Raw genomic sequence first — 15,645 nt, 5'->3', positions numbered from 1 at the left:
CCCAAGAACTCCTTCACAGATGGCGGCGTCGGGTCGAGACGTGCCGGTCGTACTCCTCGCGCGCCTTGACCGCCGACGGTCGTGTCGCGGTCTCGGCCACAGGTACATCCCACCAGGCCTGCGCCGGAGGTGCGCCCGACACAGTGTCTGCGGTTTCGGTCTCCACGTAGACACATGTGGGAGTGTCCGCCGCGCGTGCCTCGGCGAGCGCGGCGCGCAGGTCGCTCACGGTCCTCGCCCGCAGTACCCGCATACCCAGGCTGGCCGCGTTGGCTGCCAGATCCACGGGCAGCGGCGCGCCCGTGTAGGTGCCGTCGGCCGCCCGGAAGCGGTAGGCGGTGGCGAACCGCTCCCCGCCCACGGACTCCGACAGACCGCCGATGGACGCGTAGCCGTGGTTCTGCACGAGCAGGACCTTGATCGCGATCCCCTCCTGCACGGCCGTGACGATCTCCGTCGGCATCATCAGATAGGTGCCGTCGCCGACCAGCGCCCACACCGGCCGGCCGGGTGCCGCCATCTTCACGCCGATCGCGGCCGGGATCTCGTAGCCCATGCAGGAGTAGCCGTACTCCAGGTGGTACTGGTCCGGCGAACGGGTGCGCCACAGCTTGTGCAGATCACCGGGGAGCGAGCCGGCCGCGTTGACGATGATGTCGGACTCGTCCACCACGGCGTCCAGCGCGCCGATGACCTGCGGCTGCGTCGGCCGTACAGCCGGCTCGCCGGTCTCGAAGCAGGCGTCCACCCGGTGTTCCCAGCGCTGCTTGTCCTCCGCGTACTCGGTGACGTACCGGGGATCGACGTGGTATCCGTGCAGTTGCAGGGCCTCGGTCAGTTCCTCCAGTCCGCTGCGCGCGTCGGCGACCAGCGGCAGCCCGGAGAGCTTGTGGCCGTCGAACGGGGAGATGTTGAGATTGAGGAAGCGCACGTCCTGCCCGGCGAAGAGGGTGCCGGAGGCCGTGGTGAAGTCGGTGTAGCGGGTGCCGACCCCGATCACCAGGTCGGCGGTGCGGGCCAGCTCGTCGGCGGTCGCCGTGCCGGTGTGGCCGATGCCGCCCACGTCCTGCGGGTGGTCCCAGCGCAGCGAGCCCTTGCCGGCCTGGGTGGCGGCGACCGGGATGCCGGTGGCCTCGGCGAACTCCGCGAGCGCCGCCTCGGCCCGGCTGTGGTGGACCCCGCCGCCGGCCACCACGAGCGGGCGCCGGGCCGCCCGGACCGCATGGACGGCCTGGGCGAGCTCGGCCGGGTCGGCGCCCGGGCGGCGCACAGTCCAGGTCCGCTCGGCGAAGAGGTCCGGCGGCCAGTCGAAGGCCTCCGCCTGTACGTCCTGCGGCAGCGCGAGCGTGACCGCGCCCGTGTCGGCCGGGTCGGTGAGCACCCGCATCGCCTGGAGGACGGCCGGGATCAGTGCCTGCGGGCGGGTGATCCGGTCGAAGTACCTCGACACCGGCCGCAGACAGTCGTTGACGGACACATCACCGGCATGGGGGGCCTCGAGCTGCTGGAGCACGGGGTCCGCCGGACGGGTGGCGAAGACGTCGCCGGGCAGCAGCAGGACCGGGAGGTGGTTGACCGTGGCGAGGGCGGCGCCCGTGACCAGGTTGGTGGCTCCGGGACCGATGGACGTCGTCACCGCGTGCGTGGACAGCCGGTTCGACTGCCGCGCGTAGCCGACCGCCGCGTGCACCATCGACTGCTCGTTGCGGCCCTGGTGGAAGGGCATCGCATCGCGGTACTCGACCAGCGCCTGCCCGAGGCCCGCGACGTTGCCATGGCCGAAGATGCCCCAGGTCGCGCCGATGAGCCGACGGCGCACCCCGTCGCGCTCGGTGTACTGGGCGGCCAGGAAGCGTACGAGCGCCTGAGCGACCGTGAGCCTCGTCGTCGAGGTCATCGGTATCCCTCCGTATGGTCCGGGTGGAAGCAGATCCGCCACCGGCGCTCCTCACCCGGTCCGGCCATGACGTTCAGGTAGTACATGGTGTGCCCGGGCTGGGCGATCGAGGGGCCGTGCCAGCCGTCGGGGACGAGGACGGCGTCCCCGGTGCGGACCTCGGCGAGGACGTCCGACCCGCCCTCACGGGAGGGGACTACACGCTGGTACCCGAATCCGTTCGGTCCCTCGATCTCGAAGTAGTAGATCTCCTCCAGCTCGGTCTCCTCGCCCGGCCGCGTCTCGTCGTGCTTGTGCGGCGGGTACGAGGACCAGTTGCCGCCGGGCGTGATCACCTCGACGGCGATGAGCTTGTCGCACGCGAAGGCGTCGGCCGAGGCGAAGTTGCGCACCTGGCGTGCGCAGCCGCCGCTGCCGCGGTCTTCGACGGGTACCTCCGGCGCGGGGCCGTAGCGGGCGGGGAGTCGGCGCTCGCACTTCGCTCCTGCCAGGGCGAAGCGGCCTCCCGCGCCGGAGGCGATCTGTACCTGGGCGTCCCGGGGCGCGTACGCGAAGTCCGATACCCCCGCGAAGACGTCGTCCCTGCCCAGGAGTTGAAATGTCTCGCCCTCAATGTGCACGGTACAGCTGCCCTGGAGGGGAAGTACGATCCATTCGCTGTCACCGGTGGTGAACAGGTGCGTGTCACCCGGCCGCAGCTCCACGATCCGCAGACTGCTGTGACTCCAGCCGGCCCGTTCGGGGTCGATGTCGAGGGAGTACTGCGCGTTCGCGGTCGCGCCCCTGGGAACGTACAGCTCTTTGCTCATTGCGGCCCTCACAGAAGTCCTACGGCGGTGTCCACGGCCGTGGCGACGTCGCCGTCCGCGGGGTACAGCAGCGAACGGCCGACCACCAGGCCCTTGACGGTGGGCAGTTGGAGCGCTCCGCGCCACTTCTCGTACGCGCCCTCCTGGTCCCCGCCGACGTCGCCGCCGAGCAGGACGGCCGGCAGGGTGGAGGTCTCCATGACCCGGGCCATGTCGTCCGGGTTCTCGGTGACGGGGACCTTGAGCCAGGTGTACGCCGAACTGCCGCCCAGCCCACTGGCTATGGCGATGGACCTGGTCACTGCCTCGGCGCCGAGGTCGTTGCGGAGCCGGCCCTCGGGGGTGCGGCGGCTGATGAACGGCTCGACGAACACCGGGAGCCGGCGCTCGGCCATCTCGTCGATCACCCGGGCGGTGGACTCCAGGGTGTTGAGCGATCCCGGGTCGTCGTAGTCGATCCGCAGCAGCAGCTTGCCCGCGTCGAAGCCGAACCGCTCGATGTCCTGCGGCCGGTGACCGGTGAACCGGTCGTCCAACTCGAAGGACGCCCCCTGGAGGCCGCCGCGGTTCATCGAGCCCATGACGACCTTGTGTTCGAGGACGCCGAGCAGCAGCAGGTCGTCGAGGATGTCGGCGGTGGCGAGCACCCCGTCGACACCCGGCCGCGACAGCGCGAGACACAGCCGCTCCAGCAGGTCGGCGCGGCTCGCCATGGCCATCGCGCGGTCGCCGACGCCGAGGGCGCCGCGGGCGGGGTGGTCGGCGGCGACGACCATCAGTCGGCCGGTGTCCCCGAGGAGCGGCCGCCGGGTCCGCCGGGCGGCTGCCTCGGCGACGGCCTCGGGGTGGCGGGTGCGGATGCGGACGAGCTCGGAGACGTCGACGGGCGCGGTGGTGCTCTTTTCGTCGGGCACGCGCGTGTGCGGGGTGCCAGTGTCGTTCCATGGGGCGACATCGGCCCCGCCCTCGTGCCGCGCGCCCCCGACGTGTCCCGCCCTCATCGCACCGCTCCCGCCGCGAGCGCGTCCTCGACCTCGGCGGGCGTGGGCATCGCGGACGAGCACTCCAGCCGGGAGGCCACGATCGCGCCCGCGGCGTTCGCGTACCGCATGATCCGCTCCAGCTCCCAGCCCGCGAGCAGCCCGTGGCAGAGCGAGCCGCCGAACGCGTCGCCCGCGCCGAGGCCGTTGAGGACCGTGACCGGGAGCGGGGGCACCTCCGCCGACTCGCCCGTGGCGCTGACCGCGAGCACGCCCTTGGGCCCCTGCTTGACCACCGCGAGGGCGACACCGGCGTCGAGCAGGGCACGGGCGGCCGCATGCGGGTCGCGCTCCCCGGTGGCGATCTCCACCTCGTCGATGTTGCCGACGGCGACCGTGGCGTGCCGCAGGGCCTCGGCGTAGAAGGGTCGCGCGGAGCCGGCGTCGCGCCAGAACATGGGGCGCCAGTCGAGGTCGAAAACCGTCGTACCGGAGGTGGCGCGATGAGCGAGGGCAGCGAGTGTCGCGGTGCGGCTCGGCTCCTCGCTCAGGCCCGTGCCGGTCATCCAGAAGACGCGGGCGGCGCGGATCGCGTCCAGGTCCAGCTGGTGTGCGTCGATCTCCAGGTCCGGCGCCTTGGGCAGCCGGTAGAAGTACAGGGGGAAGTCGTCCGGCGGGAAGACCTCGCAGAACGTGACCGGGGTGGGCAGCCCGGCGACGGGGGTCACCCAGCGGTCGTCCACGCCGAAGCCGCGCAGCGCCTCGTGGAGATAGGTGCCGAAGGGGTCGTCGCCCGTGCGCGTGATCACCGCCGTACGGCGTCCGAGGCGGGCAGCGGCGACCGCGACGTTCGTCGCCGACCCGCCCAGGAACTTCCCGAAGGCCGTCACCTGGGGGAGGGGCACGCCCGTCTGCAGCGGATAGAGATCCACGCCGATCCGGCCCATGGTGATCAGGTCGTACGGGGCACCGGCGCCGTGCGGGCCCCACTCCTCGGACTCCTCCATCGAGATCCCTTCACCTCGGCTGACCCCAGGTCTAGCCGCGCGGGGGAGCGCTGTCAATACTTTGTCCAGACATTCGGACGACAGCTTGACATGCTCGGTGGCGGCCTCGAAGCAGGTGGACCGCCGGAGCCGGGACCGACGGGACTGACGGGCCGTCAGGTGTGGCGAAGTCGTGAACTCCGGCAATCTGGGAGATCACCCCATCGGGGGCGCAACCAGGACGGGGGCCGCGTAGTTGACTCAACATCGGGCATTCCGCCCGGTTGTTGTGACGACTTCCAAGGAGCATCTCTCCATGTCGCGTATCGCGAAGGGCCTGGCCCTCACCACCGTTGCCGCTGCGGCTGTGGCGGGCGCCGCCGGTATCGCCGCCGCCGACAGTGGTGCCAGTGGCGCCGCCGACTCTTCCCCGGGCATCGTCTCGGGCAACGCCGTGCAGGCCCCGGTCCACGTCCCGGCCAACGTCTGCGGCGTCACGGCCACCGTCATCGGCCTGCTGAACCCGACGGCGACGAACACCTGCGCCACCAACTGACGTCCGAGAGGACCCTCTGGCCGGCCGTTCTCCCTCGGGAAGCGGCCGGTCGGCGTATGCCCGGGGCGCCCCGCCGTTCCGCCGATCGGGTGGTGTGCGTTTCGATCTCTCCACAGGCCGTCCCACCAGGCACGACGTGGGTGAAGACTCACCCTGTCCAGCTACGTCACGCGGCCGAACGGTTGCATTCCGCTATGTCCCCTTTCACGGTGAATCTCAGGCACCAAGCCTCACGACGAAGGGAACATCATGCGTGTTCTGCCCGCGCGGCGCTTTGCCTCCTCAGCTCTCTGCGCCATGCTGCTCATCGGAATCACCGGACCGACCGCTCTGGCGGCCGACCACGCATCGGCGCGTGGCCGCGTCCCCGCGGAGACGGCACCTCTCCCGCCGAGCGCCGACGTCCTGGTGCGCCCGGTCACGGATCTGCTGAACGCCGTGCTCAAGGCGGACCACGGCCGGATCCCGGCCGACCAGGCGGTCCGGCTCGGCAAGGCGGTGGACGACGCCATCGCCAAGGTGAGCATGGCCTCGCCGTCCGTCAACGCTCCGGACGCCGGCGAGGACGTCGCTGTCGCCGATCTGCGGCAGTCGACCGACAAGCTGCTCGCTGCCGCCACCTCCGACGACACGAGCCAGGTCGCGCCGACGGCCGCGAAGGTGCTGAACGACCTCGTCAAGGTCCTCGGCGCGGGCTTTGTCAGCGGCGAGCTGCTGCCTCTCCCCAACCCCTCCGACCTGTCGGCTCCGCCCAGCCTTCCGGCTGCGCCCTCGCCGAAGCCGTCCACGTCGTCCATGCTGACGCCCATGCCGTCGCAGTCGACCATGGTGGCGCCCATGCCGTCGCACTCGACGCGCTGAACGCTCCGCGGTCCGCGCTGGCCCGAGCCGCCGCGACGCACACTCCGCACAGCCGTCGGCCGGCCGACAGCCCGCCGACGGCTGTCGGTGTGCCCGGGCGCTCCGGGCGGCCGGCCGTGGTCAGCCGAGGCGGCGCACCGGCTCCCCGGCCAGGTACGCCTGGATGTCCTCGACGGCCTCGCCGTAGTACGTCGCGTAGTTGGCGCGGGAGACGTACCCGAGGTGCGGTGTGGCGAGCAGCCGCGGTGCGGTGCGCATCGGATGGCCGGCCGGGAGCGGCTCCACGTCGAACACATCGACGCCCGCGCCCGCGATACGGCCCTCGTGCAGGGCGGCGAGCAGGGCGTCCTGGTCCACGATGGCGGCGCGCGAGGTGTTGACCAGACAGGCGGTCCGCTTCAGCAGCGCGAGTTCACGGGCGCCGACCAGTCCGCGAGTACGGTCGCCGAGCGCGAGGTGGACCGAGACGAAGTCGCTGCTGGTGAGCAACTCCTCCATGGAGGCGGCGCGTTCGACGCCCACCTCGTCCGCGCGCTCCTGGGTGAGGTTCCGGCTCCAGGCGGTGACCTCCATGCCGAAGGCGAGCCCCACCTGGGCCACCCGGCCGCCGATCTTCCCGAGCCCGAGCAGCCCGAGCCGGCGCCCGTGCAGATCGGCGCCCACCGTGCTCTGCCAGGGACCGCCGTCCCGCAGGGCGTTGCTCTCGGCCACGATCCCGCGCGCGAGCCCGAGCAGCAGCGCCCAGGTCAGCTCGACGGGCGGGGTGGAGGAGCTGGCGGTGCCGCAGACGGTCACGCCGTGCGCCTCGGCGGCCGCGTAGTCGATGACGGAGTTCCGCATCCCGGAGGCGATGAGGAGCTTCAGCCGGGGCAGCCGGGCCAGCAGGGAGCCGGGGAAGGGCACGCGTTCGCGCAGGGTGACGACGATGTCGAACCCGGCGAGCGCCTCGGCCAGGGCGTCCTCGTCCGCGAAATGCTCGGTGAAGGACACCACCTCCACCCGGTCCGCCACGGGCGACCAGTCCGCGACGGAGGTCGCGATCCGCTGGAAGTCGTCGAGCACGGCACACCGAAGCCGCATATCAACCCCCTTGATCAACAGGGGGACCCTATCGAACCGGCATGCGGGGGTCAGTTGTTGCCCCGGGTGCCCCAGACGCTGACGCCGTCGCCGGTGCGCAGCAGGGACCACAGGGCCTTGGCGTCCTCGTAGCGGAGGTTCACACAGCCGTGGGAGCCAGGGTCCTCGAAGATCGGGCGGTAGCTGGCGTGCAGGGCCTGGCCGCGGTCGAAGAACTGACTGAACGGCATGGCGGCGTCGTACAGACCGGACCAGAACTTCTCCACCCGCCGGTAGATCTTGTGCGACCCGTTGCGGGTGCGGTGGCCGGCCATCCCGGTGCGCGCGGGGACGGGGCCGAAGACGATCTTCTTGTTCTGCTGCACCCACAGCAACTGGTGTGTCTGGTCCACACAGACCAGGCGCTTCGACCGCCCGGAACAACCGGTGAGCGACGCCTTGTGCCGGGCGGCCCAGTCCACGGCCGCCGCCCGACGGCTCACGAGGCCGGCATAGCCGTCCGCCGGGCTGATGTCGTACGCGTTCTGGAGCTTGCGGATCGCCGCGCAGTCCTGCTCCGACTGCTTTCCGTCCTGAGGCAGACCCAGGTCCTTCTCCACCTGGCGCTGATAGGGCCCGGCGATGAGGCGGCACGCCGGGGTGTCGCCGTCTCCCCGGGGACGCGCCCCCCGTGCTTCTGTGGCCGATGCCCCCGGCACGCCGGCCACCACCAGGGATCCCACCATGACGGCCAGGGCGACGAGGCGAGAGTGTCCGCCGCGGACGCATGACGTGTGTGTCATCGGTTCCTCCTGGTGCCCGTGGCCTGCTCTCGTGCCAGGCCCTCCGATGTGTCCCACGGAACCGTTGACGTTCCTTCTTCATATAAAACGAAGTCGCCGGGCCTCTCACCCCAATGCGGGTCCTGACGACCATATGTGACGAAACGTCACAATCGCGGGAGGTGCACGCGGCCTCCGAACATGACGCTGCCCCGGGCCTGGTACACGGCCCGGGGCAGGTGTCGTCCGTTCGTCACCGCCGAGCGGCGCGCGGCCTGTCCGCCGCGACGGTGTGGTGCACCGTGGCTCGGTGGGTGTCCTTGTCCCGGACGTGGACGAGTCCGAGCGTCCGGCATTCCCTGGCGGCGTCGGCCGTCGGGCAGTTGCTGCCCGGGTCGGTGTCGACCACTCCGTTCTCCAGGCGCAGATCACCGAAGTCCCGGCGGTTGACGGTGATCGAGTAGCGGATGACCGCGGTGTCACCGGGGTGGAGCGGGCCCGTCCAGGCGACGCGCGGCTGGGAGAAGCTGATCACGCCGACGCTGGCGGTCCCGTCGTCGTTGTACCGGGCGTCGTCCAGCACACCGGACAGGTCGTCCGTGAAGTGCGCCTGGTTGGCGCCCACGAGGTCCATGTCCCCGGTGTTGCGGACCCTGACGGTGTACCGGACGGTGTCACCCTGCCTGATCGTCCTGGGTGCCTCCATGCTCTTGGTGATCCTGAGGCCGGCTCGGCCGCCCCGGTTGGTGTCCGTGTTGTTGCTCAGGACGGGGTCGAAGTCGTTGCCCTTGACCGTCGCCGTGTTCCGGATGCCGTTGAAGTTCGGGCCGGCGAAGCCGGTCACCGTGACCGTGGCGGAGGCGCCCGGAGCCAGCGGGCCTCCGGTGCAGGTCAGCAGGTTGGAGCCGCTGACGGTGCAGCCCGCCGACGCGGTGAACGGGCCGTGCAGAGCCGACGGAAGCTGGTCGGTGATGAGCCAGCCGCTCGAGGTGTCCGGGCCGTTGTTCGTCACCTTGAGGGTGTAGGTCACCTGGCCGTTGTTGGGTGCCGACGTCGGGCCGGACTTGGACAGCGCGAGGTCCACACGCCGCTGCGCGATTCCGGTGCGCACGGCGTCGGCGTTGTTGCTGTAGTCCGGGTCCGCGTCGACGCCCTCCACGGTGACGATGTTGTGGAGGTTGGTGTAGCCCTGGCCGGCCGTGCCGTTCACGGTGATCGTGTCGCTGGCGTTGCCCGCCAGCGGACCGTGGGTGCAGGTCAGCCGACCCGGGACGGAGATGGTGCAACCGGCCGGAGGCACGACGCCGCGGATACCCGTCGGTAGGTAGTCGGTGACGGTGTAGCCGCTGGAGGGACTGGAGCTGTGGTTCGTCACCGTGATGACGTAGGTGACAGAGTCGCCCTCGTTCGCGGAGGCCGGGCCCGTTTTCGTCACCCCGAGGTCGATGCCGATCTGCCGCGTCTGTGCCGGGGAATGCACCTTGTTCACCTTGCTGGCGGAGTGGCTGGGGGCGGCGACCGCGGTGGAGGAAGCCATGCCCGCAGTCAGCGCCGTCATGATGCCCACGACGGTGAGCGCCGATACTGCGCCGGCGCGCATGCCGTTACCTTGACTCACGAGGATTGACCCTTCATGCAGGAGGCCGGTGCAGCCGGAGCCCATGCGTCCGCTGCCGAAAGCGGCCTGTCGGAAGATTTCAGTTGAAGAAGAGCACATGGGAGATTTATCAGGCTGTTCTGGCGCGGTATTTCAGAATTTTTTAGTCCCAATGGAGCATTCCGTGGCACGGCGTGCGGATGTGTGACACCGTGCGAGATGGGTGATGATTTGCCGACGGTTAAATGCGCCCTGAAGGGGGAATACCTGCGCACGCCCTATGGCTCGGACGGGTGGTCGCGGGTCGTTGTGCCTGTTCAGGCGGGGTGGTGATTCCGGAGCGTGCAATTTCGCAAAAAGGGATCGAGGCGAGGAAATCGGCCCATCGAGTCCTTTTTGCCCTCCTCGGGTTCACGTCACCGGAAAACGCATTACGGGAAAGACTCCGCACTCGCAAGCGGACCGGCATCCTGAAGGGCGCCGAAGGGGTGACCCGGGGGTGAACCTGGCGGGCGTTTTCAGGGAGCGCCGACTTCCGTGGGGCGGCCGAGTACCGTCCCCAGAGCCATGTTCCACCGTCCGGCACGGCCGGTGAACTCGGAGCCGGTCAACGGAGGGACGTCGATCCGCCAGAAGGCCGAGTTCGGTGCCGCGAGCACCCGCACCACGACGGCCCGTACGATCTCCGGCTCCACGACGGCGACCGTGCGTCCCGAGACCTGCGCGGTCTCCTCCAGCCATCCGCCGACCCGCGCGCACCACGCGTGCACCGACTCGCCGCCGTGCGGAGCGGACGACGGATCAGCGAGCCGCGGCGCCACGGCGTCCGGCTCGTCGACGCTGACCTCGTCCAGCGTCCGGCCGCGCCATCGGCCCACGTCCGGCCCGGCCGGTGCGGGCCCGGCGGCCGGGTCGAGGCCGAGCGCCGACGCCGTCTCCCGGCAGCACACGGGGGGGGAGACCAGCACCCGGCCGGCCGCAGGAAGCGAACCCGCCGCGGTCCGGGCGCGCGCCGTGCCGGCCGCGTCGAGCGAGCACCCGTCGTCGAAGCGGGCCTGGCGCAGCGCCGCGTTCATGGCGGGCGAGATCAACGTCCGGCAGCGCACGGTGGGGGAGACCAGCACCCGGCCACAGGAAGCGAACCCGCCGCGGACCGGGCGCGCGCCGCGTTCATGGCGGGCGAGATCAACGTCACACGGCTCGTCATCGGCTCACTCCTGCACTCAACTCCCCTGCCGCGGGCGGGCATCCGGCGCGGTCGCGCCACCGTAAGCCCGACGGGCACCGCCGGTGGGAGCCTCCTCCCGGCGCGACGGGTCACTTGGACGGCGTCCGCTCTCCCTTGGCCTTTCCGTGCCCGGAATCCTTGTCGGCGGGCCCGGTGTGCGGCTTCCCGGTCTCCTTGCCCGCGTTGTCTGCGCTGTCTGTGTCGCTCGTCTTGGCCGGCGACAGCTGGACGGCACAGAAGGCCGCCACATGGTCCTCGCCTCCGGCGGCGGCGAGGAAGCGCTGCCAGGCCGCGGAGTGCAGGGCGTTGCCGCGGCCCTTCGCCGACGGGTACGCGCGGCAGTGGGCCTGGATGTCCTTGGCCGTCGGCGGGCGGCTCGGGGAGACGGCGCCGGTGGGCCGGGAGGGGGCGGTGCCCTTCGGCGCCCGCGTCGCGCTCTCCGGGGCGGTGGGCGAGGGTTGCCGTCGCCCGGGGTCGCCGCCCCGTGTGCTGCCGCCGGATCCGGGCGTGCCGATCGCCGCGATCGCCACACCGCCCAGAGCGAGGCTGCCCACGAACACGCCGATGGCGGCCTTCACCGAGCGCCGGGCCGCTGTGCGCCGCGGCTGCCAGTCGTCCCGCCTCCGCCTCCGTGCCTGTTCCTGTGTGCCTGCCTCGCGAGCCGCGCGGTAGGCGGCCACCGCCTGCTGCTCGGCCGAGGCGTCCAGGGCGTTGGCGCGCAACGCGCGACCGAGCGCCAGCTCCAGCACGGTGGTGTCGGCCGGACCGTCGGCACCGGGCAAGCGGCCGTCCGTGCCGACGCCTCGGCGTGCCGCGCCTCCGCCCTCACTATGTCGGTCGCCCATACCCGTGTCCGTCTCTGTGCGTCTGTTACTCATAGCCTTAACGGACGTGACGCCGTCGTTTCTCATTTCGACTGCCTCAGCGTGCGAGACCGCTCTCCCGTCACACCCGTCACGCCGAGCCGGCGCGCCAGCCCCTTCAGCCCCCGGTGGGCGGCCGTACGCACCGCGCCCGGGCGCTTGCCGAGGACCCGCGCGGCGGCGGGGCTGTCGAGGCCGACCACGACGCGCAGCAGCACCGCCTCGGCCTGGTCACGCGGCAGGCTGTGCACCAGATGGAGGGCGTATTCGGTCGAGAGGGTCTCCAAGGCCTGGTCGTGGGTGTTGTGCGGGGCCGGTATCTCCGTGAGATCGAGTTCGAAGGCGGCTGCCGCCGGCCGGGTGCGTCGTCGGCGCAGCAGATCGAGGGCCCGGTGGCGGGCGATGGTCGCACTCCAGCCGCGGAAGCCCGCCCCGTCTCCCTGGAACCGGCCCAGGTCCCGCGTGATCTCCAGCCAGGCCTCCGACGCCACGTCCTCGGCGTCCTGGCCGACCAGCCCGCGCAGATAGCCGAGGAGCCCGGGCTGCACGATCCTGTACACGAGTGCGAAGGCCGCTTCGTCGCCTTCCTGGGCCCGGGCGACGGCGGCGCCCAACTCCGCGTCGCGCCTCTCCGCGCGATCGGGTCGTTCTCCCTGGCCCAAGACCTGTCCTCGCCGCCGGCGGCCGCTGAGCGCGGTGCGGTGGTCCCGCCTCGCCGTCGACCGCGCTTTACTCTTCCTTGATCTTCAGCGGCAGGTCACACAGATGTGTCACAGCGATGCCGGTCGTGGGCGTGCCTCAGCCGGGCCCGTAGCTCGTGGCCGTGCTCGTGCGACCCGCCACGGCCCGACGCGTGAGGCTGCCCCGAGCCGACGTACCCGCAATCGCTGTGATCTACGTCACCGCCCCCGGTTTCCCCTGTGACGTTCGGGGGCCGGATTGCGCTGGGAGGGCGAGTCACCCCCGTGACGGGTGTGCCTCAGATGACTTTCTTCCAAGGCCTTGAGGGCCTTCAGAGGGGTGGATTTCGTCGTGAGTCGTCGTACGTCGCATGCGTACAGACCGCTGAGCCTGAAGCGACGAGCCTGGCTGACGCTCGGTGCCGTGGTGCTGGGAGGCGGAGGCCTGGTGACCTATGCGGTTGCCAGCCCCTCCCACGACCCGGGGGCGATCGGCCGGGCCAAGCGGCCGGTCAAGGTCTACGACCTCGCGCTGAAAGGCACCACGGGCGGGAAGCGGGAACTGCCGCGCACGGACACCGGGCAGTTCTCGATGCTCGGCGTCTCCTGGACCGGCGCCGCCAAGCGGCTCGGCGGCACGGCGCAGGTGCGCACCCGCAGCCTGGAGACCGGTGAGTGGAGTGCCTGGCAGAACCTCGAACTGGACGTGGACCCGCCGGAGAAGCCCGGGTCCGGGGTGCGCGGCGCGTCCGAGCCGCTGTGGGTCGGCCCTTCCGACGGCGTCCAGGCACAGGTCGTCCGGAAGAACGGCACCACCGCCGCACTGCCCAGGGGACTTGAGGTCAATCTGGTCGACCCGGGTGTGGTGACCGCCGCCGAGACCAGGCAGTCCGGTACCAGGAGCGAGCCGGCCGCGTTCGTCGCCGACGGAAGTCCCGACGCCCCGAGCGACACGCCCACCGACTCCGCCGCACCCGGCGACGGCACCACCACCCAGCCGACGGACGGCCAGACCACCACGTCCCCGGCACCGACCGACACCATCCCCACGGTCACCCCCACCGACTCGGGCTCCGTCTCCCCCTCGACGAGCCCGTCCGCCAGTGCCTCGGCCACCGTGCCGACCGCGCCGCCGTCCACCGTGCCCGAACCGCCGATCGTCTCGCGCGCCGGCTGGGGTGCGGACGAGTCCATCAGCCCCGAGGCGCCGGAGTACAACGCGGACGTGAAGGCCGTGTTCGTCCACCACACCGACGGGGCCAACGACTACTCCTGCGCCGACTCAGCGTCGGTCGTGCGGAGTATCTACGCGTACCACGTGCAGGTCAGCGGCTGGAAGGACATCGGCTACAACTTCCTCGTCGACAAGTGCGGCACCCTCTTCGAGGGCCGCAAGGGCGGGGTCGACCTGCCGGTGTTCGGTGCCCACACCTACGGCTGGAACCGGGAGTCGACGGCCGTGGCGGTGCTCGGTGACTACACCACCACCAGTGCCACCAACGCCGCACTGGCCTCCATCGCCCGACTGGCGGCCTGGAAGCTCGGCCAGTACGGCGCCGACCCCGCCGGCACCACCCAGCTCACCGCGGGTGCCACCCAGAAGAGCTACTTCGGCACCAGCTTCACCGCGGGCAGCACGTACACCTTCCAGCGGATCTCCAGCCACCGTGACGGCTACAACACCGAGTGCCCCGGCGGCTCCCTGTACGACCAGTTGCCCACCATCCGGGCCTGGGCGGCCGGTCCGGTGCAGAACCTCAAGGTCACCACGCTCGGCGGCGCGACCCTCTCGGGCTCCACGTACTACACCAAGGGCGCCGTCACCGTGAACTGGACGGCCACCACGCCGTCCTCGCTCATCAAGAGCTTCCAAGTGCTGGTCGACGGCAAGACCGTAGCCACCACTGCGGGCACCGCCACCTCCGCCGCTGCCACGCTGCCGCTGGGCAGCCACACCGTCGCCGTACGGGCCGTACACCAGTCCGGCAGGACCGCGACCAGCGCCTCGGTGAGCGTCGTGGCGGAGACGACCGCACCGACCTTCCCCACGACTCCGAAGCTCTCCCTGCGCACCGGCACCGTCAGCACGAGCTCGGTCCCGGTCACGCTCGGCTGGAAGGCCACGGACGACAAGGCCCTGCGCTATGTGAAGCTGCTGGCCCCGACCACCGGCACCTTCGGCCCGACCGTCACCGCCTTCAACAGCACCGCCAAGTCCGGCACCGCCACCACCTGGTCGATGCGTGCCTACGACTACGCCGGCAACTACCGCACGTACTCCCCGGCGTACACCCCGCTGATACTGCAGGAGAGCGCCGCCACCAAGTCCGGCAGCTGGAGCACCCGTTCCTCCACCAGCTACCTCGGCGGAAAGTCCTACTCGAGCGGCTCCAAGGGCGCGGCCCTCACCTGGACCTTCACCGGCCGCTCCGCCGTTTGGGTGGTCTCCCGCGCCACCACCTCCGGCCAGGCCTACGTCTACGTCGACGGCACCAAGGCCGCCACGGTCGACCTGAAGTCCGCCACCACCCAGTACCGGCAGGCGGTATGGACCAAGACCTGGTCCGGCAGCGCCAAGCACACCGTCAAGGTCGTCGTGGTGGGCACCAGCGGCCGTCCCACCGTCACCACCGACGGGCTCGTCTACATCAAGTGACACCGGTGTGCGCCGCGCACCACTCATCGCATCTCGCATCGCCCGGCGCGCACCCGCAAAACGACGCCGGCCTTCACGATCCCCCAGGTCGCGAAGGCCGGCGTGTGCGGCTGCTCTGCTACTCAGGCATCACCTGATGCCGACGGCCGGTCAGTGACGGCCGCCGTGACGGCGGTGCGGGCCACCCCAGGAGACGACGTCGACGAGACGGCTGTGGTCGTTGCGCAGGGTCGCGGTGTCGGAGTAGTTGTCCCACACATAGTTCCGGCGGTCCTGGAACAGGTCGGTGCCCCTGTTCAGGCCGATACCCGTGTGGATCCGGACGGTGGCGCGACCCGCCAGGCGGTAGTGGTGGAAGGTGTAGGTCTGGCCGGCCTTGTTCGACAGCGTCCAGTGGTCGAGGTCGACTTCGCGGCGGGTGGTGTTGGTGATCTCCACCCACTCCGCGTTCAGGGAACGGTTGGAGCGGTCTTCGGGGCCCGGGGAGTCGTACTGGACGCGGCTGATCTCGACGTCCGGCCGGGGCGCACGGTGGTCGGCTGCGGACGCCGGCACCGTCAGTGCCCCGACCACGGCACCGGCCGTGAGAGCGGCAGCGGTCAGACGGCGAGCGATCACGTTGGCGGAAGCGGACACAGGTCCCCCTGTATGTGCGGGCACACCTGGCATACGGAGTCAGCCGTACCCGCAG

Annotated in this window: 14 protein-coding genes; 3 read left to right on the top strand and 11 right to left on the bottom strand. The window is 71.0% G+C overall.

Annotation, left to right across the window (positions count from 1 at the left end):
- Nucleotides 1–13 precede the first annotated feature (13 nt).
- The 4 genes from iolD to iolC are packed head-to-tail and all read right to left on the bottom strand — an operon-like array spanning nt 14 to nt 4,693.
- Nucleotides 14–1,897, bottom strand: coding sequence for a 3D-(3,5/4)-trihydroxycyclohexane-1,2-dione acylhydrolase (decyclizing) (iolD, locus tag ACFY2Z_RS14850; RefSeq protein ID WP_390744574.1), 1,884 nt, complete (start codon nt 1,895–1,897; stop codon nt 14–16).
- A complete protein-coding gene (gene iolB / locus ACFY2Z_RS14845) occupies nt 1,894–2,706 on the bottom strand; it encodes a 5-deoxy-glucuronate isomerase (RefSeq protein WP_390744573.1) in 813 nt (270 codons plus the stop codon). Before iolB ends, iolD begins: the two co-directional genes overlap by 4 nt.
- 8 nt (nt 2,707–2,714) lie before the next feature.
- Nucleotides 2,715–3,707 (bottom strand): deoxyribose-phosphate aldolase, encoded by a 993-nt coding sequence (locus ACFY2Z_RS14840; protein ID WP_390744572.1) that lies wholly within the window; start codon nt 3,705–3,707, stop codon nt 2,715–2,717.
- Nucleotides 3,704–4,693: a 5-dehydro-2-deoxygluconokinase gene (iolC, locus tag ACFY2Z_RS14835; RefSeq protein ID WP_390744571.1), complete on the bottom strand. Its 990-nt coding sequence runs from the start codon at nt 4,691–4,693 to the stop codon at nt 3,704–3,706. Before iolC ends, ACFY2Z_RS14840 begins: the two co-directional genes overlap by 4 nt.
- A 295-nt stretch (nt 4,694–4,988) precedes the next feature.
- Here iolC and ACFY2Z_RS14830 point away from each other — a divergent pair, with 295 nt between their 5' ends.
- Nucleotides 4,989–5,228 carry a chaplin gene (locus ACFY2Z_RS14830; RefSeq protein ID WP_390744570.1) on the top strand — a complete coding sequence of 80 codons (240 nt, stop codon included), beginning with the start codon at nt 4,989–4,991 and terminating at the stop codon, nt 5,226–5,228.
- 249 nt (nt 5,229–5,477) lie between these two features.
- Nucleotides 5,478–6,089 carry a hypothetical protein gene (locus ACFY2Z_RS14825; RefSeq protein ID WP_390744569.1) on the top strand — a complete coding sequence of 204 codons (612 nt, stop codon included), beginning with the start codon at nt 5,478–5,480 and terminating at the stop codon, nt 6,087–6,089.
- 120 nt (nt 6,090–6,209) lie between these two features.
- Here the strand turns inward: ACFY2Z_RS14825 and ACFY2Z_RS14820 are convergent, their stop codons facing one another.
- From ACFY2Z_RS14820 to ACFY2Z_RS14795, 6 genes are all read right to left on the bottom strand, one after another.
- A complete protein-coding gene (locus ACFY2Z_RS14820) occupies nt 6,210–7,169 on the bottom strand; it encodes a D-2-hydroxyacid dehydrogenase family protein (protein WP_390744568.1) in 960 nt (319 codons plus the stop codon).
- Nucleotides 7,170–7,219: 50 nt separating this feature from the next.
- Nucleotides 7,220–7,951, bottom strand: a complete 732-nt coding sequence (locus ACFY2Z_RS14815; protein ID WP_390744567.1) for a L,D-transpeptidase — start codon at nt 7,949–7,951, stop codon at nt 7,220–7,222.
- Between the two features lie 232 nt (nt 7,952–8,183).
- Entirely contained in the window at nt 8,184–9,530 is a 1,347-nt protein-coding gene (locus ACFY2Z_RS14810) for a DUF11 domain-containing protein (RefSeq protein ID WP_390744566.1), read from the bottom strand.
- Nucleotides 9,531–10,045: 515 nt separating this feature from the next.
- On the bottom strand, nt 10,046–10,603 hold the full coding sequence (locus ACFY2Z_RS14805) for a histidine phosphatase family protein (RefSeq protein WP_390744743.1): 558 nt from the start codon (nt 10,601–10,603) through the stop codon (nt 10,046–10,048).
- Nucleotides 10,604–10,844: 241 nt separating this feature from the next.
- Nucleotides 10,845–11,537 (bottom strand): hypothetical protein, encoded by a 693-nt coding sequence (locus ACFY2Z_RS14800; protein WP_390744565.1) that lies wholly within the window; start codon nt 11,535–11,537, stop codon nt 10,845–10,847.
- Nucleotides 11,538–11,662: 125 nt separating this feature from the next.
- Nucleotides 11,663–12,280, bottom strand: coding sequence for an RNA polymerase sigma factor (locus ACFY2Z_RS14795; protein WP_390744564.1), 618 nt, complete (start codon nt 12,278–12,280; stop codon nt 11,663–11,665).
- Nucleotides 12,281–12,689: 409 nt separating this feature from the next.
- Between ACFY2Z_RS14795 and ACFY2Z_RS14790 the strand changes: the two genes are divergently transcribed.
- Complete coding sequence (locus tag ACFY2Z_RS14790; RefSeq protein ID WP_390744742.1) at nt 12,690–14,954, top strand: N-acetylmuramoyl-L-alanine amidase; 2,265 nt, start codon at nt 12,690–12,692, stop codon at nt 14,952–14,954.
- 150 nt (nt 14,955–15,104) lie between these two features.
- Here ACFY2Z_RS14790 and ACFY2Z_RS14785 read toward each other — a convergent pair whose 3' ends face one another.
- Nucleotides 15,105–15,590, bottom strand: a complete 486-nt coding sequence (locus tag ACFY2Z_RS14785) for a lamin tail domain-containing protein (RefSeq protein ID WP_390744563.1) — start codon at nt 15,588–15,590, stop codon at nt 15,105–15,107.
- Nucleotides 15,591–15,645 lie beyond the last annotated feature (55 nt).

The sequence above is a fragment of the Streptomyces sp. NPDC001222 genome (assembly GCF_042896945.1).
GTDB classification, from domain to species: domain Bacteria; phylum Actinomycetota; class Actinomycetes; order Streptomycetales; family Streptomycetaceae; genus Streptomyces; species Streptomyces gibsoniae.
This window is presented reverse-complemented; position numbering and strand designations above follow the sequence as displayed.